Source organism: Pseudomonas sp. GW822-FHT05A08 (genome assembly GCF_058800485.1).
Window position 1 is genome coordinate 6225391 of sequence record NZ_CM179511.1, and the last position, 24331, is coordinate 6249721.

The window sequence follows — 24331 nt, forward strand, 5'->3', positions numbered from 1 at the left end:
GGGGTGTGCCAGAACCTCAGTTAAGCACCCCCTCCCCACCGAACAAAGTGGCATACCCGCCTAAATGCCGGCGCTTTCGCCCTGTTCCGAGGCCAGTACCCGACGCGCCAGAACGCTTTGCAACTCTTCGAATTTCACCGGCCAAGAGAGGTAATCGAGCAGGCAGCGCTCAGCATCCAGACCATGTGCCGAGGCCGACACCAGCAGCACCGGCAAGCCGGCGCAACCCGGCATGCCATGCACCTGGTCGCATAGTTTGAGCGCCTCGGCCTGCTCGATCTGGCAATCGAGCAATACCGCATCCACCGACTCCCGGCGCAACAACGCCAGCGCCCCGCGAGCGTTCTCGGCCGTGCGTACCTGATAACCCAGCTTGAGCAACATGCCGCGGATCACCAGTTGATTGATGCTGTTGTCGTCCACCAGCAGCACACTGCAATCCTGCGGCATGCGCCGGACGGCGCGGACCCGCAGGGCCGGCTGGGAGGCCATCGGCTGCTCGCCGTCCACCTCGAAGGTCACCTCCAGGCGGAAACAGCTGCCACGCCCCGGCTCCGATTCATGGGTCAGATGGCCGCCCAGCAGATCCACCAGTTGCCGACAGATCGCCAGCCCCACGCCCAGTCCGCCGTACTCACGGGTCATCGATCCATCGAGCTGGAAGAAGCGCTGGTACAACGAGGCCTCATCGAGGTTGACGAAACCGATGCCGGTGTCGATCACCGCGAAGGTCATCGCCACCCGCCCGGCTGCCACCGGCTTGCCAGTCACTCGCAGGACCAGGCCACCCACCCGGGTGAACTTGATGGCATTGTCCAGCAGGCACTCCAGGCACTGGCTCAACTTGCCGCGATCGCCCAGCAGCCGATCGGGCAACCCGGCGGCCAGGTCGACATCGAAGCCCAGCCCCTTGGCCGAGGCGTTGGCGCAAAACTGGCCCAGCAAGGCATCGAGCAGCGAACGCAGGCTGAAAGTCTCGTGCTGGGCGCTGAGCTTGCCGGCCTGCAGCTCGGTCAGGGTCAGGATGCCATTGACCATGCGCATCATGTCCCGGGCCGAACCGGCGGCAGTCTGCTGGTATTGCTCCAGCTCCGGATCGAGATCGACGGTCTGCATCAGCTCCAGGGAACCGATCACCCCATTCATCGGCGTGCGCAGTTCGTGGGTCAGGGTGGCGAGGAACTCATCCTTGAGCCGGTTGCTGTGGGCCAGTTGCTGGTTGAGCACTTCGAGCTTCTGCCCGGCATCGAACAGGGTCTGCGCCTGCTGCTCGCGCATCGAGTTGATGCGGTCGGCCAGGGCCAGCGACAACAGCGCCACCTCGATGGCCGAACCGATCTGGCTGGAATACATGGTCAGGAACATGTTCGGCAGATAACCCAGCACCATCAGGGTATTGATGATCCCGCCCACCAGGAACGCCGACCAGGCGATGATGAAGTAGCGCGCCACGCGCATGCCGCGGCACCAGGCGACGATGCCGGAGACGAAGATCACCACGGTAAAGATCAGCGCCAGGGCCGTGGCCAGACGCAACGCCAGGGCGTAGCTGGTCATCAGCGACAGGGCCACCACCACGGCGCTGCACAGGATCAGCACCAGCAGCAGGCGATCGACCCAACGGCTGTGGCTGGCGGTCTGCAGGAAACTGCGGGCGAACTGGCTGCCGAACAGGGCCGCCGCGCCGATGAAAAATGGCGTTGCCGCGTTGGCCCACCACGGGTTGTCCGGCCAGAAGTACTCCACCGCGGCGCCGTTCACCGACAGTTGGTACAGCCCGAACGAGGCGATGTAGAGGATGTAATAGAGGTAACTGGTGTCGCGCACGCTCAGGTAAATGAACAGGTTGTAGACCAGCATCCCCAGCAGCACGCCGTAGATCAGGCCGAGTACATACAGGCGCACCGGCTGCGCTTCCAGGTACGCCGTGCTGGACCAGAGCGTCACCGGCGCCTGGACCGAGCCCTGGCTCTGCAGGCGCAGGAACAGGGTCTTTTGCTCGTAGGGCGCGAAGCTCAGGTCAAACAGGTAATTGTTCTGGCGGATCTGTCGGCTGTCGAACGGCAAGGCATCGCCGGTGCGCTGGGCCAGACGGTAGCCCCCGGTTTCATCGGGCACATACAGTTCCAGATGATCGAGCGGCGGATAGGCCAGCTCCAGCAGCCAGGTGTGTCGTATGGAAGGGTTGGCGGGACGGTAGCTGAGGTGGATTTTCAGCCAGAATGCCGAGCGGGAGTAACCGGCGTTGAGGGTGGCCTTGTCATGGGTCTTGAAACTGCCGGCCATCGCCGCTGTGCTGACATCCGCGATCGTTGCCTGACCACTCGCGTCTTCAAACACCTGCATCACCCGACCCAAGGGCAGGCTTTGGGTGAACTCGTCGAACTCGACCGCGCCAGCCAGCATCGGCAAGCTCAACAGCAACATCAGCAAATAGCGCATAAAGCCCCAGCGTGGCCTGTCCGGTGGTGTCAGGAAGCCCCCCATTTCCCTTTGAGTAGACGTAAAACCGGCATGACCTGTTATTGGTTTGGATCCACTCTAGCATAGCCGTTGATGGCCAAAGAACACCATGAAAAGTTTTAGTTTAAAGGCTCTAGAACGGGCGTTTCAGCGCTATCCATTGATCTAGAGCTGTTGCCTCGGTCAACTTGTCGGCAAGGCGGAAAAACCAGCCCCGGCCGACACGCGAGGAGCCGTGCAAAAAAGACGTTTGGTGGTAAGCTCGCGCACCATGAATATCTACAGCTCTCGCCCCGTTGTCCTCTGTCTCTCCGGCCACGACCCCAGTGGTGGCGCCGGCCTGCAGGCAGATATCGAAGCCCTGCTCGCCCAGGGTTGCCATGCAGCTCCCGCCGTGACCGCGCTGACCGTGCAGGATACGGTCAACGTCAGCGACTTCCGTGTGCTGGATCGCGAGTGGGTGCTGGCCCAGGCCAACGCCGTCCTCAACGACTCCACGGTCGCCGCGGTCAAGCTGGGCATGCTCGGCTCGCTGGAAATGGTCGACACTGTGGTCGAGCTGTTGCAGGCGCATCCGCACCTGCCGATGGTCTGCGACCCGGTATTGCGCGCCGGCGGCGGCGGACTCCTGGGCAAGGACGAGGTCGGTTACGCCATGCGTGAACGCCTGCTGCCACTGGCGACCATCGCCACCCCGAACCTTCCGGAAGCACGAATCCTCGCCGAGTTGCCCGAAGGCACTGCGGACCAGTGCGCGGAAAAGCTCCTGCCGTTCGTCAAACACCTGCTGATCACCGGCGGCCATGGCGACGAGCATGAAGTGCATAATCGCCTGTACAGCCGCGACGGCAGCCGTCACACCTACACCTGCCAGCGGCTGCCGGGCAGTTATCACGGTTCCGGTTGCACCCTGGCCAGCGCCCTGGCCGGACGCCTGGCCCAGGGTGAAAACCTGGCCAGCGCCGTGAAGTCGGCCCTCGATTACACCTGGCGCACCCTGCGCGACGCCGAGCAACTGGGCCAAGGCCAGTTCGTACCGCGCCGCCTGCCACTGGACTTCTGCTCGTAAGCCATGAGGCTCGCTCGATGAAACTACGTGGTCTGTATGCCATTACCGACAGCCAACTGTTGGCCGGCAAATTCCTGCAGTACGTGGAGGCGGCGCTCGACGGTGGCGTGACCCTCCTGCAATACCGCGACAAGAGCAGCGACGAGGCCCGCCGCCTGCGCGAAGCCGAAGCCCTGCACAGCTTGTGCGAGCGCTACAAGACGCAACTGATCATCAACGACGACGCCGAGTTGGCCGCGCGCATTGGCGTCGGCGTACACCTGGGCCAGACCGACGGCCCGCTGACTCCGGCCCGTGCCCTGCTCGGCCGCCAGGCGATCATCGGCTCGACCTGCCACGCCCAACTGGAGCTGGCCGAGCAAGCCGCCAAGGAAGGCGCCAGCTATGTCGCTTTCGGTCGCTTCTTCAATTCCAACACCAAGCCCGGCGCGCCGACGGCCAACCTGGAGCTGCTGGACCAGGCCCGCGCCCGGCTGCACCTGCCGATCTGCGCGATCGGCGGCATCACCCTGGAGAACGCCGCGCCGCTGGTCGCCCATGGCGTCGACCTGCTGGCCGTGGTCCATGGCCTGTTCGGCGCCGACAGCGCCCAGGAAGTGACCCGCCGCGCCCGCGCCTTCAACGCCCTCTTCTAACCGCTGATTTTCGAGAGTCCGATCATGTCTCGTTCCGAAACCCTGTTTGCCAATGCCCAGAAACACATCCCCGGCGGCGTGAACTCGCCCGTACGTGCGTTCAAGAGCGTGGGCGGCACGCCGCTGTTCTTCAAACACGCCGAAGGCGCCTACGTCACCGACGAAGACGACAAGCGTTATGTGGACTACGTCGGTTCCTGGGGGCCGATGATCCTTGGCCACAGCCATCCGGATGTGCTGGACGCGGTGCGCAAACAGCTGGAACACGGTCTGTCCTACGGCGCACCGACCGCCATGGAAACCGAAATGGCCGACCTGGTCTGCTCCATCGTGCCGTCCATGGAAATGGTGCGCATGGTCAGCTCCGGCACCGAAGCGACCATGAGCGCGATTCGCCTGGCCCGCGGTTTCACCGGTCGCGACAGCATCATCAAGTTCGAAGGCTGCTACCACGGCCACTCCGACAGCCTGCTGGTCAAGGCTGGCTCCGGCGCGCTGACCCAGGGCGTGCCCAGCTCGGCCGGCGTACCGGCGGCCTTCGCCAAACACACCCTGACCCTGCCGTTCAACGACATCGACGCGGTCGAGAAGATGCTCGCCGAGGTCGGCCAGGAAGTGGCCTGCATCATCGTCGAGCCGGTGGCCGGCAACATGAACTGCGTGCCACCGGCCCCGGGCTTCCTCGAAGGCCTGCGCAGCCTGTGCGACAAGCACGGCGTGGTGCTGATCTTCGACGAAGTGATGACCGGTTTCCGCGTCGCCCTGGGCGGTGCCCAGGCGCACTACGGGGTGACCCCGGACCTGTCCACCTTCGGCAAGATCATCGGCGGCGGCATGCCGGTGGGTTGCTTCGGCGGTAAACGCCAGATCATGGAACACATCGCGCCGCTGGGCCCGGTCTACCAGGCTGGCACCCTGTCGGGCAACCCGCTGGCCATGGCCGCCGGCCTGACCACCCTGCGCCTGATCAGCCGTCCGGGCTTCCACGCCGAGCTGAGCGACTACACCAGCCGCCTGCTCGACGGCCTGCAGCAACGCGCCGACGCCGCCGGCATCCCATTCGTGACCACCCAGGCGGGCGGCATGTTCGGCCTGTATTTCAGCGGCGCCGACGACATCGTCACGTTCGACGATGTGATGGCCAGCGATGCCAATCTGTTCAAACGCTTCTTCCACCTGATGCTCGAAGGCGGTGTCTACCTGGCCCCGAGTGCCTTCGAAGCCGGCTTCACCTCGATCGCCCACGGCGACGCCGAGCTGAAACTGACCCTGGACGCGGCCGAACGCGCTTTCGCTGCCCTGAAGTAACCTTCCCCACCAAACCGGCGCCACACTTGCTGGCGCCTGTTTTACGCTGCATTCGCGCCCCAACTCCCGAAACGGCCCCGAAAGCGGCGGATATCGCGCCCGCGCAGCAGAAAAACGAGTAAAGACTTTGTAAGGTTGGCCCTGCTTATTTCATAATGCGCGCTTATTGGATCCCTCGATGGGTCCGCGCGCCCTTCAGAGGTAAGTCGATTCCCATGAACCGCACCGGCCGCGCCCTTGCACTGGGCTGCCTGTTGCTCCTTCAGCCCCTGCTCGCGCACGCACAAGCAGGCGGCAACTCGTTGTTGATCCCAGCGATGGGTCGCTGCACCCTCAATACTCAGTCACAGGATCTGTCCGAGGCCCTGGCGGTCTGCCAGAAGGCGGCTGACGAAGGGGATGCGCAAGCGCAATACGAGTTGGGCGAGTTCTACTACGAAGGTAAAAATACCCCGCGCGATCTCAATCAGGCCCTGAGCTACTTTGAAAAGGCCTCGCTGCAAGGCCACGCCCAGGCGCAATTCAAACTCGGCACCATGTTCTTTCGCGGCGAAGGCGTACCGGCCAACAACGTTCAGGCCTATATCGTGCTGAAGATGGCGGCAGTCAATGGCGCCGAAGAGGCACTGGACACGGCTGACGAAGTGGCTGAGCACATGCAGCGCGACGAGCTGGAAGTCGCCACCCAGGTGCTGGGGCAGATTTTCCGCAAATACCTGATGGAATTGCAGAGCGCCGACGGGCGTTCGCCCTTCTCACCCCTGCCTTGATGACATCGCGAGCAAGCTTGCTCGCGATAGCACACTCGATACAGTCCTTTACTTCTCAGGCATCGGCATCGGAAACGGCATGACGTTGCTCACGCCACGCGCCTCGCTGATCTTCGGTGTACCCAGGCGCTCGACCTCGTCGATGCGCACGATCGAATGCATCGGCACAAAGCTGCGTACCACGCCTTCGAACTGGGCCTTGAGCTTCTCTTCGCTCGGATCGACGACCACTTGCGTGCGCTCGCCAAAGACGAACTCTTCCACCTCCAGGAAACCCCACAGATCACTTTGATAGATCTGCTTGGCGTACATTTCGAACACCTGTCCCTGGTTGAGGAAAATCACCTTGTAGATTGGAGCTTCACGTTTGGTCATGGTGGGCGGGTAACACATCGGGGGATATAAAAGAGGGCGCGAACTATAGCATAGCCACCGGACGCGCAGCGGTAGGAACCTCAGGCCATGTTCCCTATAATGCGCGGTTCTTTGAATCACGTGATGACTCCGTCCATGGCCAAGAAGCTCTACATAGAAACCCACGGTTGCCAGATGAACGAGTACGACAGCTCGCGCATGGTCGATCTGCTGGGTGAACACCAGGCCCTGGAAGTCACCGCCCGCGCCGAAGACGCGGACGTCATCCTGCTCAACACCTGCTCGATCCGCGAACGAGCCCAGGACCGGGTGTATTCCCAACTGGGTCGCTGGCGCGAGCTGAAGCTGGCCAACCCGGACATGGTCATCGCCGTCGGCGGTTGCGTGGCCAGCCAGGAAGGCGCGGCCATCCGCGATCGCGCGCCCTATGTCGACGTGGTCTTCGGCCCGCAGACCCTGCACCGCCTGCCGGAAATGATCGATGCCGCCCGCAGCAGCAAGCTGCCGCAGGTCGACGTCTCGTTCCCGGAAATCGAGAAATTCGACCACCTGCCAGAGCCACGCATCGACGGCCCGAGTGCCTATGTCTCGGTGATGGAAGGCTGCAGCAAGTACTGCACCTTCTGCGTGGTGCCCTACACCCGTGGCGAGGAAGTCAGCCGGCCGTTCGACGACGTGATCTGCGAGATCATCCACCTGGCGGAAAACGGCGTGCGCGAAGTCACCCTGCTGGGGCAGAACGTCAACGGTTACCGTGGCCAGACCCACGACGGCCGCCTGGCCGACCTCGCCGAACTGATCCGTGTGGTCGCGGCGGTCGATGGCATCGAGCGCATCCGCTATACCACCTCCCATCCGCTGGAGTTCTCCGACAGCCTGATCCAGGCCCACGCCGAAGTGCCGGAACTGGTGAAACACCTGCACTTGCCGGTGCAATCGGGTTCCGACCGGATTCTCGCGGCCATGAAGCGCAACCATACGGCGCTGGAATACAAATCCAAGCTGCGCAAACTGCGCGCCGCCGTGCCGGGCATCTGCATCAGCTCGGACTTCATCGTCGGCTTCCCCGGCGAGACCGAAAAAGACTTCGAACAGACCATGAAGCTGATCGAAGACGTCGGCTTCGACTTCTCCTACTCGTTCGTCTACAGCCAGCGCCCGGGCACCCCGGCGGCCGACCTGGCGGACGACACCCCGGAAGAGTTGAAAAAGGAACGCCTGAACGCGCTGCAACATCGGCTGAATCAGCAAGGATTCGAAATCAGCCGACAAATGGTCGGTTCGATCCAGCGCATCCTCGTCACCGACTATTCGAAGAAAGACCCGGGCGAACTGCAGGGGCGGACCGAAAACAACCGCATCGTCAATTTCCGCTGCGACAACCCGACGCTGATCGGCCAGTTTGCCGATGTGCACATCGACTCGGCCCAGCCTCACTCGCTGCGCGGATCGCTGCTGCAATAACCTCCTGCCGATGCTGGCTGACCAGCGGTAGCGGCCTCGGGCACGCCATCGCCGGGAAGCCGGCTTCCAAGGAAAATGTGGCGAAAGACATTGCTTTGTATAAGAGCTTTCGCACCCAGGCCGCTGGCGTTATCCTTGAATTCATCCCTTATTGCCGTTGGGCGGCTAAAAAACGACCTTGAACGCACCCATAGAACCACATCGTTTCATCCTCGAGCCCTTTGAGGCTCGCCGCTTCGCCAATCTGTGCGGGCAATTCGACGAGCATTTGCGCTTGATCGAGCAGCGCCTGACCATCGAGATCCGCAACCGCGGCAATCAGTTCGAACTGATCGGCGAACCCAAGCACACCACCTCCGCGGAAAACCTCCTGCGCCGCCTGTACCGGGAAACCAAGGGTACCGAGCTGTCGCCGGACATGGTTCACCTGTTCCTCCAGGAATCCGCCGTCGAAGAACTGGACAATCACCCTGTCGCCGAAGCGGCCGTGGCCCTGCGCACCAAAAAAGGCATGATTCGCCCCCGCGGCTTGAATCAGCAGCGCTACGTCAAGGAAATCCTCGGCAACGACATCAACTTCGGCATAGGCCCGGCCGGTACCGGCAAGACCTACCTGGCCGTGGCCTGTGCGGTGGACGCACTGGAGCGCGAGCAGGTACGACGCATCCTGCTGGTGCGTCCGGCGGTCGAAGCCGGTGAGAAACTCGGTTTCCTGCCGGGTGACCTGGCCCAGAAGATCGACCCGTACCTGCGCCCGTTGTATGACGCACTGTATGAAATGCTCGGCTTCGAACACGTCGCCAAGCTGATCGAACGCCAGGTCATCGAGATTGCGCCGCTGGCCTACATGCGCGGCCGTACGCTGAACAACAGTTTCATCATCCTCGACGAAAGCCAGAACACCACCGTCGAGCAGATGAAGATGTTCCTGACCCGGATCGGCTTCGGCTCCACCGCCGTGATCACGGGCGACATCACCCAGGTCGACCTGCCCAAGGGCACCAAGTCCGGCCTGGCCCATGTGATCAACGTCCTCAAGGACGTCCCGGGCATCAGCTTCACCCACTTCATGCCCAAGGACGTGGTGCGCCATCCGCTGGTGCAACGCATCGTCGAAGCCTATGAGCGCTTCGAGCAGCGCGTGGCCGACGAGTCCGCCCAGTCCGCCGCGGAAAAAGGCAATCGCCACGATGCTTGAGCTTGATCTGCAACTGGCAAGCGACAAGCCTGCTCCCAGTGAAGCCCTGTTCCGCCAATGGTGTGAGCTGGCCCTGCGCCAGCGCACCGCCGACTCGGAACTGACCATCCGCCTGGTGGACGAACCCGAAGGCCGCGAACTGAACCGCACCTGGCGGCAGAAGGACTACGCCACCAACGTCCTGTCGTTCCCCGCCGACGTGCCGGACGAACTGCTGGACATTCCATTGCTCGGCGACCTGGTGATCTGCGTCGAAGTGGTCGAGCGCGAAGCCGCCGAACAAGGCAAGGACCTCCAGGCCCACTGGGCCCATCTGGTGATTCACGGCTGCTTGCATCTATTGGGTTACGACCATATAGATGACGACGAAGCCGAAGAAATGGAAGCACTGGAACGAACGTTGCTTGCAGAACTGGGTCATCCCGACCCTTATGCGGACGACGAAACCGAAGAACATCCATCTGTAACAACCAAGGATTTAGAGTAATCGCTATGAGCGAAGACCGATCGAGCAGCGGGCAAAAGTCGTGGCTGGGTAAACTGACCCAGGCTTTTGCCCATGAGCCGAAAAACCGCCAGGAGCTGCTGGAGCTGCTGCGCGAAGCCCATCAGAACAAGTTGCTGGACAGCGAAGCGCTGGCCATCGTCGAAGGCGCCATCCAGGTCGCTGACCTGCAGGTACGGGACATCATGGTTCCGCGCTCGCAGATGATCAGCATCAAGGCGACCCAGACTCCCCGCGAATTCCTGCCGTCCGTCCTCGATTCCGCGCACTCGCGTTATCCGGTGATCGGCGAAAGCCATGACGACGTCATGGGCGTCCTGCTGGCCAAGGACCTGCTGCCGCTGATCCTCAAGGAGAACGGCGACAGCTTCAACATCAAGGACCTGCTGCGTCCGGCGACCTTCGTTCCCGAATCCAAGCGCCTGAACGTGCTGCTGCGTGAGTTCCGCGCCAACCACAATCACATGGCCATCGTCATCGACGAGTACGGCGGCGTGGCAGGCCTGGTGACCATCGAGGACGTGCTGGAGCAGATCGTCGGCGACATCGAAGACGAGCACGACGTCGAGGAAGACAGCTACATCAAGCCCCTGCCAAGCGGCGATTTCCTGATCAAGGCGTTGACGCCGATCGAGAACTTCAACGAGTTCTTCGACAGCGAGTTCTCCGACGACGAGTTCGACACCGTCGGCGGCCTGGTGATGAGCGCGTTCGGGCACCTGCCTAAACGTAACGAAATCACCGAAATCGGTGCCTATCGCTTCCGTATCCTGAATGCCGACAGCCGTCGGATTCATCTGCTGCGACTAACGCCTATCCCCCGCTAAGGATCGACATGCTGCGCTTAACCCGCCCCGGCTGGCCCGGTAACCTGCTGGCCATGGCGGCTGGCGCAATCACCACCCTGGCCCTGGCGCCGTACGACATCTGGCCGCTGGCACTGCTGGCGGTCGGCTTCTTTTATGCCGGCCTGCGCGAGCTGAGCCCGCGTCAGGCGCTGTGGCGCGGCTGGTGTTTCGGCTTCGGCCTGTTTGCCGCCGGCACCAGCTGGATCTACGTCAGCATCCATACCTACGGCGGCGCCTCGGTGCTGCTGGCCGGTTTACTGATGCTGGCCTTCATTGCCGCCATCGCCTTCTTTTTCGCCCTGCCGGCCTGGCTCTGGGCGCGTTGGCTGCGTCGCAATGAAGCCCCTCTCGCCGATGCCCTGGCCTTCGCCGCCCTTTGGGTGGGCCAGGAAGCCTTCCGCGGCTGGTTCCTGACGGGCTTCCCCTGGCTCTATTCCGGCTACAGCCAACTCGACGGCCCGCTGGCCGGCCTGGCCCCTCTGGGCGGCATGTGGCTGATCTCCTTTGCCCTGGCGCTGACCGCCGCCCTGTTCTACAACCTGCCCGGCCTGATCCGTGCCGGGTGCAAGGGGTTTATCGCCGCCGGCCTGGTGCTGCTGGTCGCCCCCTGGGTGATCGGCATCGCGCTCAAGGGACATGCCTGGACCAGCCCGTCGGGCGAGCCGCTGACCGTGGCGGCGATCCAGGGCAATATCGAACAGAGCCTGAAATGGGACCCTGCGCAACTCAACTCCCAGCTGGCGCTGTACCGCGACATGAGTTTCAGTTCCAAGCGCGTGGATCTGCTGGTATGGCCGGAAACCGCGGTGCCCGTGCTCAAGGAGTCGGCCGAAGGTTATCTGAACATGATGGGCAATTTCGCCGCCGACCGGCATTCGGCGCTGATCACCGGCGTACCGATCCGCCAGGACGTGCACCATCAGAAGCGCTACTTCAATGGCATTACCGTAGTCGGCGAAGGCGATGGCGAGTACCTCAAGCAGAAGCTCGTGCCATTCGGTGAGTACGTGCCCCTGCAGGACTTGCTGCGCGGCCTGATTGCGTTCTTCGACCTGCCCATGTCGGACTTCGCCCGCGGCCCCGCCGACCAGCCTTTACTGCAAGCCAAGGGTTACCAGATCGCGCCGTTCATCTGCTACGAGGTGGTCTACCCGGAATTCGCCGCCAGCCTGTCAGCCCGCAGCGACCTGCTGCTGACCATCAGCAACGACACCTGGTTCGGCACTTCGATCGGCCCGTTGCAGCACTTGCAGATGGCCCAGATGCGAGCTTTGGAAGCCGGCCGCTGGATGATCCGCGCCACCAACAACGGGGTGACCGGCCTGATCGATCCGTTCGGCAAGATCAGCGTGCAGATTCCGCAGTTCGAACGCGGAATCCTGTACGGCGAAGTGGTGCCGATGCACAACCTGACGCCTTACCTGCAGTGGCGCTCGTGGCCCCTGATCATCCTGAGCGTCCTGCTGTTCGGCTGGGCCCTGCTGGCCAGCCGGATCGCCAAGACCGTCTGACGTCATCGCGAGCCATCGAACGTCGAGCGGCTGCTCCTGCCAGGAATTTGCGATTTCTGCAGGAGCGGGCCGGCTCACGATGAATCTACTCTCCACGATAAAACAGCTTGTAGCCCACCAGCCCCACCGCCTCGTTCAACAACTGGCCGCTCTGCCAGATCGACTTGAACTCCGGCATCCAGCCACCCAGCGGCCTGGCGTTATCCACCCCGAGGAACCCCACGGGCGCCGGCACCACAGTGAATCCTGCCTGTTCGAAACTCCAGACAGCCCGCTGCATATGCCAGGCCTGGGTGACCAGCACCACACGCTTGACACCCTGCGGCTTAAGCACTTGCGCAGTGAATTGGGCGTTTTCCCAGGTCGTGCGGCTACGCCCTTCCTGCCAGCGCACCGTCACGTCGAAATCGTTCATCAACGACTCGGCCATCAGCGCGGCTTCCGTTGGCGGCGTGCCGTAGTGCAGGCCACCGCTGGTCAGAATCGGCAACCCGGAAGCCTTGGCCAGGCGCGCCGCATAGCGTTGGCGCTCCAGGCCGACACCGGTCGGCTGGTCGGAACCCCAGGCCGGGTCGCCACGTTCACGCCCCGACCCCAGCACCACAATCGCATCGGCCTGTTTGGCCAGGGTCGACCACTGGCTTTGCGTCAGCGCCGGCTCACTTTCCAGGGCACTGGCGCCCCACTCCACCATCACAGGCAGGCTCATCAACCAGAACCCGCCCAGGCCGAGAGCAAAACACACACCGGCCAGTCGCGGCCTCGAGCGGCGAAACCACCAGGCAAGCAGAAGCAGCAGCAACAGAAGACCTGGCGGCAGGAGTAGTTGTTTGACGAAATAACGAAAAGGCATCGAGCATCTCCAAAGATGCTCGAAGCCTAAGTGGGTAAAAGCAAAGCGACAACAGATACGAAACAGATTTCACGCACAAGGTACGCGGCGTTGACGCTGCGCAGATGCCCGCATGGGCTGCGCAGACTCACTTGAACTGCAGGGATCGGACCTTTACCGCATCCCGGGCGGGCACCTTGTCTTTCAACCAGATGACCTTGGCCGAATGTGGAGTCACTTCGTGCCTCAGGCATTCGAGCACGCTCAATTGCGTCTCACGCTCGCTACGATCCAAATAGGCTTTGATCACCTCGAGCTCGGCGTGACTCAGGCCCCGCAACTCCAACTCCGCAGGACGCTCATTACGCAAGCTCCCTGCTGTTTTCGCTGTATCCAAGGCCAAAGCCAGACGATCTATCAATCGTTCGTACAACTCGGGTTTTGTAACTTTTCGCTGCGACTCAACCATCCACTCACCTCATGAAAGTAAGAATCACTCCCCCTTTTTGAGCTTAGCCGCACTGCCGAAACCGGCAGGGTGCCGCGACCAACGGCCCACGGCGCGTAATCAGGGTTTCCCTCGGTAGAGCGCGGTCATGTATGCTACGGCGCTTCCTGTAACTCCACTTCCAGCTCGACTGGGTAGCGAAAACGCCATATCTGGCGTCATCACCGCCCAACGTTGCATTGAAGAGGATTAGGCCACCCCTATTCAGTTCAAAAGTAGCCATGCACGAACACTATCAGCCCCGTGAAATCGAAGCCGCCGCCCAGTCGTTCTGGGATGAGCAAAAGTCCTTTGAAGTCAGTGAACAGCCAGGCAAGGAAACTTACTACTGCCTGTCGATGTTCCCTTACCCCAGCGGCAAGCTACACATGGGGCACGTGCGTAACTACACCATCGGCGACGTGATCTCCCGCTACCAGCGCATGCAAGGCAAGAACGTACTGCAACCCATGGGTTGGGACGCCTTCGGCATGCCGGCGGAAAACGCCGCGATGAAGAACAACGTTGCACCGGCCAAGTGGACCTACGAAAACATCGCCTACATGAAGTCCCAGCTGCGCAGCCTGGGCCTGGCGGTGGACTGGTCCCGCGAGGTCACTACCTGCAAGCCGGACTACTACCGCTGGGAACAGTGGCTGTTCACTCGCCTGTTCGAAAAAGGCGTGATCTACCGCAAGAACGGCACCGTGAACTGGGACCCGGTCGACCAGACCGTCCTGGCCAACGAACAGGTGATCGACGGCCGCGGCTGGCGTTCCGGCGCGCTGATCGAAAAACGCGAAATCCCGATGTACTACTTCAAGATCACCGCCTACGCGGATGAGCTGCTGGAGAGTCTCGACGAACTGCCGGGCTGGCCCGAGCAGGTCAAGACCATGCAACGCAACTGGATCGGCAAATCCCGTGGCATGGAAGTGCAATTCCCCTACGACCAGACCTCCATCGGCGAAGCGGGCGCACTGAAAGTCTTCACCACCCGCCCTGACACCCTGATGGGCGCGACCTACGTCGCCGTGGCCGCCGAGCACCCGCTGGCCACCCTGGCGGCGCAGAACGACCCGGCGCTGCAAGCCTTTATCGCCGAGTGCAAGGGCGGCAGCGTCGCCGAAGCCGACATCGCCACTCAAGAGAAGAAAGGCCTGCCGACTTCGCTGTTCGTCGAACACCCGCTGACCGGTGAAAAACTCCCGGTATGGGTCGCCAACTATGTGCTGATGCACTACGGCGATGGCGCGGTAATGGCCGTTCCGGCACACGACGAGCGCGACTACGAATTCGCCACCAAGTACAACCTGCCGATCAAGAACGTGGTGCGCACCAGCGCTGGCGACGAAACGCCTGCGCCTTGGCAGGACGCCTACGGCGAGCACGGCGAACTGATCAACTCCTGCGAGTTCAACGGCCTGGATTTTGCCGGCGCCTTCGATGCCATCGAAGTTGCCCTGCTGAAGAAAAACCTCGGCCAATCCCGCACCCAGTTCCGCCTGCGCGACTGGGGCATCAGCCGCCAGCGCTACTGGGGCTGCCCGATCCCGATCATCCACTGCGACAGCTGTGGTGATGTACCGGTACCGGAAGACCAACTGCCGGTAGTGCTGCCGGAAGACGTGGTGCCGGACGGCGCCGGTTCGCCACTGGCGCGCATGCCCGAGTTCTACGAATGCAGCTGCCCGAAATGCGGCAAGCCTGCCAAGCGTGAAACCGACACCATGGACACCTTCGTCGAGTCCTCCTGGTACTACGCCCGCTACGCCTCGCCAAAATACGAGGGTGGCCTGGTCGACCCGGCCGCGGCCAACCACTGGCTGCCGGTGGACCAGTACATCGGCGGTATCGAACACGCGATCCTGCACCTGCTCTACGCCCGCTTCTTCCACAAGCTGATGCGCGACGAGGGCCTGGTCAGTTCCAACGAGCCGTTCAAGAACCTGCTGACGCAAGGCATGGTGGTCGCCGAGACCTACTACCGCCGCGAAGCCAACGGTGCCTACACCTGGTACAACCCGGCCGATGTCGAGCTGGAGCGTGACAGCAAGGCCAAGATCGTCGGCGCCAAGCTGATCAGCGACGGCCTGCCGGTGGAAATCGGCGGCACCGAGAAGATGGCCAAATCGAAGAACAACGGCGTCGACCCTCAGTCGATGATCGAACAGTACGGCGCGGACACCTGCCGCCTGTTCATGATGTTCGCTTCGCCGCCTGACATGAGCCTGGAATGGTCCGACTCCGGCGTCGAGGGTGCCCATCGCTTCCTCAAGCGCGTCTGGCGCCTGGCTCAGGCTCACGTAGCCCAGGGCCTGCCGGGAACACTGGAGCTGGGTTCGCTGAACGACGAACAGAAAGTCATTCGTCGTGCCATCCACCTGGCGATCAAGCAAGCCAGCCAGGACGTCGGCCAGAACCACAAGTTCAACACCGCCATCGCTCAGGTCATGACGCTGATGAACGTGCTGGAAAAAGCACCGCAAGCTACCCCGCAGGACCGAGCCCTGTTGCAGGAAGGCCTGGAAACCGTGGCCCTGCTGCTGGCGCCGATCACCCCGCACATCAGCCACGAGCTGTGGAGCCAGCTGGGTCGCAGCGGCGCCATTATCGACGCCGGCTGGCCGGTGCTGGATGAGAACGCCCTGGTTCAGGACAGCCTGCAGTTGGTCATTCAAGTGAATGGCAAACTGCGTGGCCAGATCGAAATGCCGGCCAGCGCCAGCCGTGAAGAGATCGAAGCCGCCGCCCGGAGCAACGAGAACGTGCTGCGCTTCACCGAAGGCCTGACGATTCGTAAAGTGATCGTCGTGCCTGGCAAGCTGGTCAATATCGTCGCTAGCTAATTGGATCAGGCGTCAGCCCAAGGCTGACGCCGAATAAAACCTCCAGGGCCGCCCTGTCGGCCCACATGGTTTCAAGGGGAGCAACAAGATGATCAAACGCAACCTCCTGGTGATGGGCCTGGCCGTACTGCTGAGCGCCTGCGGCTTTCAGCTGCGCGGTACCGGCACCACCGAACTGGCGATCAAGGAACTCGACCTGAGCGCCCGTAACGCTTACGGCGAAACCGTGACCCAGCTGCGCCAGGTTCTGCAGAGCAGTGGCGTCAAGGTCTACGCCGGTGCGCCCTACAAGCTGGTGCTGACCCGCGAGCAGGAATCCCAGCGCAGCCTCAGCTACGCCGGTGCCGGTCGTTCGGCCGAATATGAAATGACCACCGTGCTGAACTACGAGATCCAGGGCCAGAACAACCTGACCCTGCTCAGCGACAAGCTGCAAGTGCAGAAGGTCTACATCCACGACGGCAACAACCTGGTGGGTTCCGACCAGGAGTCGCTGGAAGTGCGTAAGGAAATGCGTCGCGACCTGGTGCAGAACATGATGCTGCGCCTGCAACTGCTGACCCCGCCCCAGCTGGATCAACTGCAGCAGACCGCGGATGCCCGCGCCAAGGCCGAAGCCGAGGCGCTGGAAGCCGCGCAGAAGGCTGAGGCGGAAACCCCGCAACAGTCGCCCATGCAGCTGCCGAACCAGTAAGTCTCGTGGGGCGCGCAAGCGCCCCGCTTGCCCTTCCTTATGAAACTCGCCCCCGCTCAACTCGGCAAACACCTGCAAGGCACGCTCGCACCGGTCTATGTCATCAGTGGCGACGACCCGTTGCTGTGCCAGGAAGCCGCCGACGCCATTCGCACCGCCGCCCGCCAGCAAGGCTTCGATGAACGCCAGGTATTCAGCGCCGACGCCAATTTCGATTGGGGAACGCTGCTGCAAGCCGGCGCGAGCATGTCGTTGTTCGCCGAAAAACGCCTGCTGGAACTGCGCCTGCCTTCGGGCAAGCCCGGAGATAAAGGCGCCGCGGCCTTCATCGAATACTGCTCACGGCCGGCCGAAGATACCCTGCTGCTAATCAGCCTGCCCAAGCTCGATGGCAGCGCGCAAAAGACCAAATGGGGCAAGGCCCTGATCGATGGCGAGCAGACCCAGTTCATTCAGATCTGGCCGGTGGATGCCAACCAGTTGCCGCAGTGGATTCGCCAACGCCTGTCCCAGGCCGGGCTTTCCGCCAGCCAGGACGCCGTGGAACTCATTGCGGCCCGGGTAGAAGGCAATCTGCTGGCCGCGGCCCAGGAAATCGAAAAGCTCAAGCTGATGGCCGAGGGTGGCCAGATCACGGTGGAAACCGTGCAAGCGGCAGTCGCCGACAGTGCGCGCTTCGATGTTTTCGGGCTGGTGGACGCCATCCTCAATGGCGAGGCCGCGCATGCCCTGCGCATGCTCGAAGGCCTGCGCGGCGAAGGTGTCGAGCCGCCGGTGATTCTCTGGGCACTGTCCCGGGAATTGCGGGCGCTGGCCAACATGTCGCTGCAGTACAGCCAGGGCACTCCGCTGGATAAAGTGTTCAGCCAGGCCCGTCCGCCCGTCTGGGACAAACGCAAGCCGCTGATGAGCAAGGCCCTGCAGCGCTATTCCGCGCCGCGCTGGGCGCAATTGCTGCTCGACGCCCAGCGTATCGATGCGCAGATCAAGGGGCAGGCCGCCGGTTCGCCCTGGAGCAGCCTGAGCCGCCTGTCGCTGTTGATGGCCGGGCAACGCCTGCCTCTCCCAGCCGAGTAACCCCAACGTCTTGCAGAAGCAAGGCTCGTTCCTACAGGGAATGGGGGGAACCCGTAAGGTTTGCTGAAAAACCCTACGCATCACAGGGCTGGACAGCAGGGTCAAGCTGGCCGATCATCTGCCGCGCAAACCCACCTCAAGCGAGAACCGAAAATGAGCAAGCCATCCAAGCATGGCCCCAACAAGGCCAAATCCATCATCGCCCAGCCACTGTTCCGCAGCCGTCAGGAACGACCCGCCAAGGGCAAAGGCAGCTACCGCCGCGAAGCCTTCCAGTCTAAAAGCTGGGAGGCTTCTTACTTTCTGGCTGCATAAAGCGGAGAACCCCGCCGGCGTGATAAGGTCTGTATCTGATTCGTATTCTCTGGACCTGTGCATGCCCTTTTGTCTTTCCCGTCGTTGGCACCTGCGCCAACTGATCGCTGCCTCCAGCCTTGCCCTGCTCGTCGCCTGCGCGGAAAAACCCACCGCCGCAGATGCCCAGCCACTCCAAAGCATTCAAGCCGCCCCTCTCGCCGCGCCTGCAACCGTCGCTCCGCTGGCCGTCGACAACCTGGACATCCAGCCAACCCAGACCTTTGCCCAATGGCAGGCAGGCTTCCGTGTCGAAGCCCTGAACGCCGGGATCCGCGCCGATCTTTTCGACCGTGCATTCGCCGGCATCACCCCGGACATGGGCGTGATCAAGGCCGACCGCAGCCAGCCGGAATTCACCCGGCCAGTGTGGGAATACCTGGACGGTGCCCTGTCGCCGCTGCGCGTGCGCAAGGGCCAGGCACTGCTCAATCAGTACGCCGACATCCTGCAGCAGATCGAACAGCGTTATGGCGTCGATCGCCAGGCCCTGGTGGCGGTCTGGGGTATGGAAAGCAACTTCGGTGAGTTCCAGGGCAACAAATCGGTCATCCGTTCCCTCGCGACCCTGGCCTACGAAGGTCGCCGTCCGGCCTTTGCCAACAGCCAGCTGCTGGCCGCCCTGCAGATTCTCCAGCACGGCGACATCCAGCCCGAGAAGATGCTCGGCTCCTGGGCCGGCGCGATGGGGCAGACCCAGTTCATCCCGACCACCTACAACACCCATGCCGTGGACTTCGACGGCGATGGCCGCCGCGACATCTGGAACAGCCCGGCCGACGCCCTGGCCTCGACCGCGCACTATCTGCAAAGCTCCGGCTGGCAGAAGGGCCAGCCATGGGGTTTCGAAGTGCAGCTGGCGAACGGCTTCGACTATGCGCTGGCGGATGGCGCGATCCGCAAACCGGTAGCCGAATGGCTGCGCCTGGGCATGCAGCTGCCCAACGGCGCCAGCGTTCCGGCCGGCGCCGAGCAGCTTTCGGCAGCCTTGCTGTTGCCGGCGGGTTATCGCGGTCCGGCGTTCCTGATCCTCGACAACTTCCGCGCCGTTCTGAAGTACAACAACTCCTCGTCCTATGCCCTGGCGGTGAACCTGCTGTCACAACGCTTCAACGGTTCAGGCCTGATCAACGGCGTCTGGCCGAAGGACGACATGCCCCTCAGCCGCTCCGAGCGCATCGAGCTGCAGAGCCTGCTCAGTGCCAACAATTACGATGCCGGCAACCCGGATGGCATTATCGGCGCCAATACCCGCAAGGCGATTCGCAGCGCCCAACAATCGCTGGGCTGGCCCGCCGACGGCTATCCGACCCACAAGCTGCTGGAGAGCCTGCGCTCGCGTTGAGCCAGGCCTGTGCGCCGAATCGTAGGGACGCCATAGTTGAGCAAGCTCGCTCCGACAAGGGCAGCGAGCACGGGCTGATCAGCCGAATACCACGTCCTGTTCCAGGATCAACTGCTTCTCCCCCGCATCCAGCCTGACCATCGCCCCCATCGGCAGGGTCAGGTTCGGATCGCAGTGGCCACTGCGCCATCCAGCCAGAACAGGAATGCGCAAGGGTTCGAAGGTCTGCTTGAGCAGTACGGCAAGCACCTGGGGCTCCACTCCAGCCACATCCCCCACCAGCACACCGCGAAGCCTGTCGAGCTTGCCCGCCAGGCGCAGGTGCGTCAGCAGACGGTCAATCCGGTACAGCGGCTCGTTGATGTCTTCGATAAACAGAATGATGCCGTCAGCATTGATCTCGTATGGCGTGCCCATGGTCGCGGCGATCAACGACAGGTTGCCTCCCAGCAACTGACCGCAAGCGATGCCAGGCTCGACGGTGGTCAAGGAATAAGCCGCCGGATGCGGCAGCAGGCTGCCAGCCTTCAACTGCCCCCGGAGCAGGCTGAACAGCGAGGACTCGGTAGGTGGCTGCTTGTCACCCAACAAGTCGGCATTGAGCATCGGCCCGTGAAAGGTCACGAAACCCGCATGACGATTGATGGCCAGATGCAGCGCGGTGATGTCGCTGTAGCCGACAAACGGCTTGGCATGGCGGCGTAGCAGGTCGTAATCGATCCGGTCGAGCAAGCGCGGGCTGCCATAGCCGCCCCGCAGGCACAGGATGGTATCGACATCGTCATCGGCGAAAGCGGCGTGCAGGTCGTTCAGGCGGACCTCGTCGCTACCGGCCAGATAGCCGTCCTTCTGTTGGACCCCAGGATAAATCCGCAGTGAATAACCTCGAGCGCGCATCCAGCGGGCGGCTTGCTCGGTATCCAGGGCCGCGGGCCCGGCGGGTGCAATCAAGCCGATCAGCCCTTGCGAAGGCAGCGCCGGCACTGGCCGTTGTGCACAAAGGACGTCAGTCGGTTGGAGGGTCATCCAATGGTTCTCCCTGTGTGGATTCTCTAGTGCACAGTAGCCATGAAAGCGGGCAAACAGAAGTGCCGAAACGCCACGGCGCTTGCAGGAAAAATCTATGAAGGGAGGGAGACGCGAGCGTAACGGAAGATGACGCCCGCAAGGAAAAGACCTTGCGGGCGTATTACATCAGGAGACCAGGCCTTCTTTGGCCAGCTTCGCCTGCTCGTCGGCGTGGTAGGAGGAACGTACCAGCGGGCCTGAGGCGACGTTCTTGAAGCCCATCTTGTAACCTTCCTCGGCGAACCAGGCGAAGGTGTCCGGGTGCACGAAACGCTGCACCGGCAAGTGGCTGCGGGACGGTTGCAGGTACTGGCCGAGGGTCAGCATGTCGATGTCGTGCTCGCGCATGCGCTTCATGACCTCGATGACTTCGTCGTCAGTCTCGCCCAGCCCCAGCATCAGGCCGGACTTGGTCGGTACGTGCGGCACCAGCTGCTTGAACTTCTGCAGCAGGGTCAGCGACCACTGATAGTCCGAACCCGGGCGCGCGGCCTTGTACAGGCGCGGCACGGTTTCCAGGTTGTGGTTGAACACATCCGGCGGCTCGGCAGCGGTGATTTCCAGCGCTACGTCCATGCGGCCACGGTAGTCCGGGACCAGGGTTTCCAGCTGCACGTTCGGCGACAGCTTGCGGATTTCGCGGATGCAGTCGGCAAAGTGCTGGGCACCGCCGTCGCGCAGGTCGTCGCGGTCGACCGAAGTGATCACCACGTACTTCAGGCGCAGGTCGGCGATGGCCACTGCCAGGTTCATCGGTTCATCGACGTCCAGAGGCTTCGGACGGCCGTGACCGACGTCGCAGAACGGGCAACGACGGGTGCAAATGTCGCCCATGATCATGAAGGTCGCGGTACCGCCGGAGAAGCACTCACCCAGGTTCGGGCAGGAGGCTTCTTCGCAGACGCTGTGCAATTTGTGCTTGCGAAGTAATTGCTTGATCCGGTCGACTTCCGGGGAAACCGGAATACGCACGCGAATCCAGTCCGGTTTCTTCGGCAGTTCGGTGGTCGGGATGATCTTCACCGGGATACGCGCGACTTTCTCGGCACCGCGCAATTTAACGCCGGTTTCAACTTTCGCACGGGCCGGGCGCTCGGAAACATCCAGCGTCGGGATCAGGGTTTGCACAGCGTCTTGCGCAGTAGTCATATCAGTCGATTCCGCCCGTTAGGGTCGTCTGCTCAGCATAGTCGAGGTGTTTGACGAGCTGCGCACGCAGCCGGGCACTTACCTCGGCAAATTCAATCGGTCCTGTGTGGTCGCTCAGCTGGGTCATTGCCAGCCCGGCATAGCCACAGGGGTTAATCCGTCGAAACGGCTGCAGATCCATGTCCACGTTCAAGGCCAGGCCATGAAAGGAACAACCATGGCGGATCCGCAGGCCCAGGGAGGCGATTTTCGCGCCATCGACGTAAACGCCGGGGGCATCCGGCTTGGCCGCCGCGGCCACGCCGTAGCTGGCCAGCAGCTCGACCAGGCACTGCTCCATCCGGCTGACCAGGTCGCGCACGCCAAAACCCAGGCGGCGAACGTCCAGCAGCAGATAAGCCACCAGTTGGCCAGGACCGTGATAGGTCACCTGGCCACCCCGGTCGACCTGCACCACCGGGATATCCCCGGGAAGCAACAGGTGTTCGGCCTTGCCCGCCTGGCCCTGGGTAAAGACCGGCGGATGCTGCACCAGCCAGACTTCATCGGGAGCGTCGGTGCCGCGTTCGTTGGTAAAGCGTTGCATGGCCTGCCAGACCGGCTCGTAGGCCATCTGGCCGAGCTCGCGAAAGCCCAGCGTTTGTGGCATCACAGCACCATGTGCACGAAGCCGGTGGCCCGCAGCTCGCTGTTGATGTCGTACAGCTGTTCTTGACCGGTGGCGACGATGTGCAACTGGATGGTCGTGTACTTGCCGTTGGTGCTCTGGCGCTCGGCCAGGGTCTTGTGGTCAACGGTCGCGTGTTTTTCAAGGATCGCGATGATTTTGTCCTTGAAACCCACGCCGGTGTCGCCGATCACCTTAATCGGGTAATCCGCGCAGGGGAATTCGATCTTTGGCGCCTTTACTTCGGTGTCTGTCATGGCGTAACGGCCTCGTAAGCCGTGGCGACGGACGCGGCCCCCGCTCTATTTCAGAGCGAGGGCCGCGCGGGTCGACAATATCAGTTGAACAAGCCGTAGAAGAATAGACGGATGCTATCCCACATGCGGCGGAAGATACCACCTTCGTCGACCGCGTCCAGAGCGATCAGATCGGCGCTGTGCACCACCTTGTCGTCCAGTTTCACTTCGACTTTACCGATCACGTCGCCCTTGGCGATAGGCGCGATCAATTGTGGATTCATGGTCATGCTGGCAGCGAGCTTTTTCAGCTGGCCTTTTGGCATGGTCATGGTCAGGTCCTGGGCCAGGCCGGCCTTGATCTGGGAGGTGGTGCCTTTCCAGACAGGGGCCTGAGCCAGCTCGGTGCCCTTCTGGTAGAAGGTCTGGGTTTCGAAGAAGCGGAAACCGTAGGTCAGCAGCTTCTGGGTTTCGGCCGCGCGAGCCTGCTCGCTGTTGGTACCGAACACCACGGCGATCAGGCGCATGCCGTCACGCACGGCCGAGGACACCATGCAGTAGCCGGCTTCGTCGGTGTGACCGGTTTTCAGGCCGTCGACGGTCTTGTCACGCCATAGCAACAGGTTGCGGTTAGGTTGCTTGATGCCGTTCCAGAAGAACTCTTTCTGCGAGTAGATCGCGTAGTGAGCCGGGTCTTCGTGAATGATGGCGCGAGCCAGGACCGCCATGTCGTGCGCCGACGAGTAGTGCTCGGGGTTCGGCAGGCCGGTCGGGTTCATGAAGTGGCTGTTGCTCATGCCCAGATCGCCGGCGGTCTTGTTCATCATGTCGGCAAAGGCGTCTTCGCTGCCGGCAATGTGCTCGGCAACCGCGACGCTGGCGTCGTTACCCGACTGAATGATGATGCCGTGCAACAGGTCGCTGACAGTGACCTGCGAGCCGACCTTGATGAACATCCGCGAACCGCCGGTACGCCAGGCGTTCTCGCTGACGGTCACCGGGTCGTTCTCGCCGATCTGGCCGCGACGGATTTCCAGGGTCGCGATGTAGGCCGTCATCAGCTTGGTCAGGCTGGCTGGCGGCAGGCGCTGGTCACCGTTGTTCTCCACCAGCACGTTACCGCTGCTGGCCTCCATGAGCACATAGGACTTGGCGGCCAGCTGCGGTGGCGACGGCATCACTTCTACCGCCCAGGCGGCAGGCGTGATGATCAGCGGGACAAGCAGACACAGGCGTTTGGCAAAGGTGGTGATGTTCATCCGTCTCTCGAAATTGCTAATGGAAACTTGTCCTCGCGGACAAAACTATTCAGACAGCCTTCTAAAGGGCTGTCGCGTGTTCAGTTGTTCACTCACGACCCTTGCCGGGCTTTTGTTGTACGACGAGCCAACAACCTGGGTTCCCCCCCAAATACCGCGGGTGAACCA

The 24331-nt window shown here is 62.3% G+C and carries 23 protein-coding genes; 14 read left to right on the forward strand and 9 right to left on the reverse strand.

What is annotated here, in order from left to right; translation table 11 throughout:
• Positions 1-60: 60 nt before the first annotated feature.
• The gene (locus AC3RCP_RS28110; protein ID WP_492571888.1) at positions 61-2442 is read right to left on the reverse strand and encodes a hybrid sensor histidine kinase/response regulator; all 2382 of its coding nucleotides are present in this window, start codon (positions 2440-2442) and stop codon (positions 61-63) included.
• 292 nt (positions 2443-2734) lie between these two features.
• Here AC3RCP_RS28110 and AC3RCP_RS28115 point away from each other — a divergent pair, with 292 nt between their 5' ends.
• From AC3RCP_RS28115 to AC3RCP_RS28130, 4 genes are all read left to right on the forward strand, one after another.
• Entirely contained in the window at positions 2735-3532 is a 798-nt protein-coding gene (locus tag AC3RCP_RS28115; RefSeq protein ID WP_101339493.1) for a hydroxymethylpyrimidine/phosphomethylpyrimidine kinase, read from the forward strand.
• Positions 3533-3549: 17 nt separating this feature from the next.
• A complete protein-coding gene (thiE, locus tag AC3RCP_RS28120) occupies positions 3550-4167 on the forward strand; it encodes a thiamine phosphate synthase (protein WP_009045778.1) in 618 nt (205 codons plus the stop codon).
• A 24-nt stretch (positions 4168-4191) separates the two neighbouring features.
• On the forward strand, positions 4192-5475 hold the full coding sequence (gene hemL / locus AC3RCP_RS28125; RefSeq protein WP_007927075.1) for a glutamate-1-semialdehyde 2,1-aminomutase: 1284 nt from the start codon (positions 4192-4194) through the stop codon (positions 5473-5475).
• A 215-nt stretch (positions 5476-5690) separates the two neighbouring features.
• Positions 5691-6245 carry a tetratricopeptide repeat protein gene (locus AC3RCP_RS28130; protein ID WP_007927077.1) on the forward strand — a complete coding sequence of 185 codons (555 nt, stop codon included), beginning with the start codon at positions 5691-5693 and terminating at the stop codon, positions 6243-6245.
• A 48-nt stretch (positions 6246-6293) separates the two neighbouring features.
• On the opposite strand, the gene AC3RCP_RS28135 is transcribed toward AC3RCP_RS28130, so the two are convergent.
• Entirely contained in the window at positions 6294-6620 is a 327-nt protein-coding gene (locus AC3RCP_RS28135) for a DUF1820 family protein (RefSeq protein WP_007927079.1), read from the reverse strand.
• Positions 6621-6755: 135 nt separating this feature from the next.
• Here AC3RCP_RS28135 and miaB point away from each other — a divergent pair, with 135 nt between their 5' ends.
• The 5 genes from miaB to lnt all read left to right on the forward strand — a co-directional run bounded on the left by miaB (position 6756) and on the right by lnt (position 12146).
• Positions 6756-8084 (forward strand): tRNA (N6-isopentenyl adenosine(37)-C2)-methylthiotransferase MiaB, encoded by a 1329-nt coding sequence (miaB, locus tag AC3RCP_RS28140; RefSeq protein WP_162235145.1) that lies wholly within the window; start codon positions 6756-6758, stop codon positions 8082-8084.
• A gap of 178 nt (positions 8085-8262) precedes the next feature.
• Positions 8263-9282, forward strand: a complete 1020-nt coding sequence (locus AC3RCP_RS28145) for a PhoH family protein (protein ID WP_007927082.1) — start codon at positions 8263-8265, stop codon at positions 9280-9282.
• On the forward strand, positions 9275-9769 hold the full coding sequence (ybeY, locus tag AC3RCP_RS28150) for an rRNA maturation RNase YbeY (protein WP_007927084.1): 495 nt from the start codon (positions 9275-9277) through the stop codon (positions 9767-9769). The genes AC3RCP_RS28145 and ybeY overlap by 8 nt, the downstream gene beginning before the upstream one ends.
• A gap of 5 nt (positions 9770-9774) precedes the next feature.
• Positions 9775-10614, forward strand: a complete 840-nt coding sequence (locus AC3RCP_RS28155; RefSeq protein WP_007927086.1) for a CorC family transporter — start codon at positions 9775-9777, stop codon at positions 10612-10614.
• Positions 10615-10622: 8 nt separating this feature from the next.
• On the forward strand, positions 10623-12146 hold the full coding sequence (gene lnt / locus AC3RCP_RS28160; RefSeq protein WP_492571889.1) for an apolipoprotein N-acyltransferase: 1524 nt from the start codon (positions 10623-10625) through the stop codon (positions 12144-12146).
• Positions 12147-12231: 85 nt separating this feature from the next.
• Here lnt and AC3RCP_RS28165 read toward each other — a convergent pair whose 3' ends face one another.
• Both AC3RCP_RS28165 and AC3RCP_RS28170 read right to left on the reverse strand, forming a co-directional pair.
• The gene (locus tag AC3RCP_RS28165; RefSeq protein WP_492571890.1) at positions 12232-12999 is read right to left on the reverse strand and encodes a YdcF family protein; all 768 of its coding nucleotides are present in this window, start codon (positions 12997-12999) and stop codon (positions 12232-12234) included.
• 127 nt (positions 13000-13126) lie between these two features.
• Entirely contained in the window at positions 13127-13447 is a 321-nt protein-coding gene (locus tag AC3RCP_RS28170) for a hypothetical protein (RefSeq protein ID WP_009045783.1), read from the reverse strand.
• Positions 13448-13707: 260 nt separating this feature from the next.
• On the opposite strand from AC3RCP_RS28170, the gene leuS reads away from it, so the two are divergent.
• The 5 genes from leuS (at position 13708) to AC3RCP_RS28195 (ending at position 19784) form a co-directional block, all read left to right on the forward strand.
• The gene (gene leuS / locus AC3RCP_RS28175) at positions 13708-16314 is read left to right on the forward strand and encodes a leucine--tRNA ligase (RefSeq protein ID WP_492571891.1); all 2607 of its coding nucleotides are present in this window, start codon (positions 13708-13710) and stop codon (positions 16312-16314) included.
• A gap of 88 nt (positions 16315-16402) precedes the next feature.
• Positions 16403-17008 (forward strand): LPS-assembly lipoprotein LptE, encoded by a 606-nt coding sequence (locus tag AC3RCP_RS28180; protein ID WP_492571892.1) that lies wholly within the window; start codon positions 16403-16405, stop codon positions 17006-17008.
• 39 nt (positions 17009-17047) lie between these two features.
• Positions 17048-18085 carry a DNA polymerase III subunit delta gene (gene holA, locus AC3RCP_RS28185; protein ID WP_007927092.1) on the forward strand — a complete coding sequence of 346 codons (1038 nt, stop codon included), beginning with the start codon at positions 17048-17050 and terminating at the stop codon, positions 18083-18085.
• 153 nt (positions 18086-18238) lie between these two features.
• Positions 18239-18400, forward strand: coding sequence for an alternative ribosome rescue factor ArfA (gene arfA / locus AC3RCP_RS28190; protein WP_007927093.1), 162 nt, complete (start codon positions 18239-18241; stop codon positions 18398-18400).
• A gap of 61 nt (positions 18401-18461) precedes the next feature.
• A complete protein-coding gene (locus AC3RCP_RS28195) occupies positions 18462-19784 on the forward strand; it encodes a lytic murein transglycosylase (RefSeq protein ID WP_007927094.1) in 1323 nt (440 codons plus the stop codon).
• Positions 19785-19862: 78 nt separating this feature from the next.
• Here the strand turns inward: AC3RCP_RS28195 and AC3RCP_RS28200 are convergent, their stop codons facing one another.
• From AC3RCP_RS28200 to AC3RCP_RS28220, 5 genes are all read right to left on the reverse strand, one after another.
• Positions 19863-20810, reverse strand: coding sequence for a S66 peptidase family protein (locus tag AC3RCP_RS28200; RefSeq protein ID WP_492571894.1), 948 nt, complete (start codon positions 20808-20810; stop codon positions 19863-19865).
• A 168-nt stretch (positions 20811-20978) separates the two neighbouring features.
• On the reverse strand, positions 20979-22001 hold the full coding sequence (gene lipA / locus AC3RCP_RS28205; protein ID WP_007927101.1) for a lipoyl synthase: 1023 nt from the start codon (positions 21999-22001) through the stop codon (positions 20979-20981).
• A gap of 1 nt (position 22002) precedes the next feature.
• Positions 22003-22650, reverse strand: coding sequence for a lipoyl(octanoyl) transferase LipB (lipB, locus tag AC3RCP_RS28210; protein WP_025807692.1), 648 nt, complete (start codon positions 22648-22650; stop codon positions 22003-22005).
• On the reverse strand, positions 22650-22925 hold the full coding sequence (locus AC3RCP_RS28215) for a DUF493 domain-containing protein (protein ID WP_007927103.1): 276 nt from the start codon (positions 22923-22925) through the stop codon (positions 22650-22652). The genes lipB and AC3RCP_RS28215 overlap by 1 nt, the downstream gene beginning before the upstream one ends.
• A gap of 80 nt (positions 22926-23005) precedes the next feature.
• A complete protein-coding gene (locus AC3RCP_RS28220; protein ID WP_101339221.1) occupies positions 23006-24163 on the reverse strand; it encodes a D-alanyl-D-alanine carboxypeptidase family protein in 1158 nt (385 codons plus the stop codon).
• Between the last annotated feature and the right edge of the window lie 168 nt (positions 24164-24331).

Coding starts and splice junctions, on each gene's coding strand:
- AC3RCP_RS28110 (WP_492571888.1), bottom strand. CDS start 2,442: ATGCGCTATTTGCTGATGTTGCTGTTGAGCTTGCCGATGCTGGCTGGC.
- AC3RCP_RS28115 (WP_101339493.1), top strand. CDS start 2,735: ATGAATATCTACAGCTCTCGCCCCGTTGTCCTCTGTCTCTCCGGCCAC.
- thiE (WP_009045778.1), top strand. CDS start 3,550: ATGAAACTACGTGGTCTGTATGCCATTACCGACAGCCAACTGTTGGCC.
- hemL (WP_007927075.1), top strand. CDS start 4,192: ATGTCTCGTTCCGAAACCCTGTTTGCCAATGCCCAGAAACACATCCCC.
- AC3RCP_RS28130 (WP_007927077.1), top strand. CDS start 5,691: ATGAACCGCACCGGCCGCGCCCTTGCACTGGGCTGCCTGTTGCTCCTT.
- AC3RCP_RS28135 (WP_007927079.1), bottom strand. CDS start 6,620: ATGACCAAACGTGAAGCTCCAATCTACAAGGTGATTTTCCTCAACCAG.
- miaB (WP_162235145.1), top strand. CDS start 6,756: ATGGCCAAGAAGCTCTACATAGAAACCCACGGTTGCCAGATGAACGAG.
- ybeY (WP_007927084.1), top strand. CDS start 9,275: ATGCTTGAGCTTGATCTGCAACTGGCAAGCGACAAGCCTGCTCCCAGT.
- AC3RCP_RS28155 (WP_007927086.1), top strand. CDS start 9,775: ATGAGCGAAGACCGATCGAGCAGCGGGCAAAAGTCGTGGCTGGGTAAA.
- lnt (WP_492571889.1), top strand. CDS start 10,623: ATGCTGCGCTTAACCCGCCCCGGCTGGCCCGGTAACCTGCTGGCCATG.
- AC3RCP_RS28165 (WP_492571890.1), bottom strand. CDS start 12,999: ATGCCTTTTCGTTATTTCGTCAAACAACTACTCCTGCCGCCAGGTCTT.
- AC3RCP_RS28170 (WP_009045783.1), bottom strand. CDS start 13,447: ATGGTTGAGTCGCAGCGAAAAGTTACAAAACCCGAGTTGTACGAACGA.
- leuS (WP_492571891.1), top strand. CDS start 13,708: ATGCACGAACACTATCAGCCCCGTGAAATCGAAGCCGCCGCCCAGTCG.
- AC3RCP_RS28180 (WP_492571892.1), top strand. CDS start 16,403: ATGATCAAACGCAACCTCCTGGTGATGGGCCTGGCCGTACTGCTGAGC.
- holA (WP_007927092.1), top strand. CDS start 17,048: ATGAAACTCGCCCCCGCTCAACTCGGCAAACACCTGCAAGGCACGCTC.
- arfA (WP_007927093.1), top strand. CDS start 18,239: ATGAGCAAGCCATCCAAGCATGGCCCCAACAAGGCCAAATCCATCATC.
- AC3RCP_RS28195 (WP_007927094.1), top strand. CDS start 18,462: ATGCCCTTTTGTCTTTCCCGTCGTTGGCACCTGCGCCAACTGATCGCT.
- AC3RCP_RS28200 (WP_492571894.1), bottom strand. CDS start 20,810: ATGACCCTCCAACCGACTGACGTCCTTTGTGCACAACGGCCAGTGCCG.
- lipA (WP_007927101.1), bottom strand. CDS start 22,001: ATGACTACTGCGCAAGACGCTGTGCAAACCCTGATCCCGACGCTGGAT.
- lipB (WP_025807692.1), bottom strand. CDS start 22,650: ATGCCACAAACGCTGGGCTTTCGCGAGCTCGGCCAGATGGCCTACGAG.
- AC3RCP_RS28215 (WP_007927103.1), bottom strand. CDS start 22,925: ATGACAGACACCGAAGTAAAGGCGCCAAAGATCGAATTCCCCTGCGCG.
- AC3RCP_RS28220 (WP_101339221.1), bottom strand. CDS start 24,163: ATGAACATCACCACCTTTGCCAAACGCCTGTGTCTGCTTGTCCCGCTG.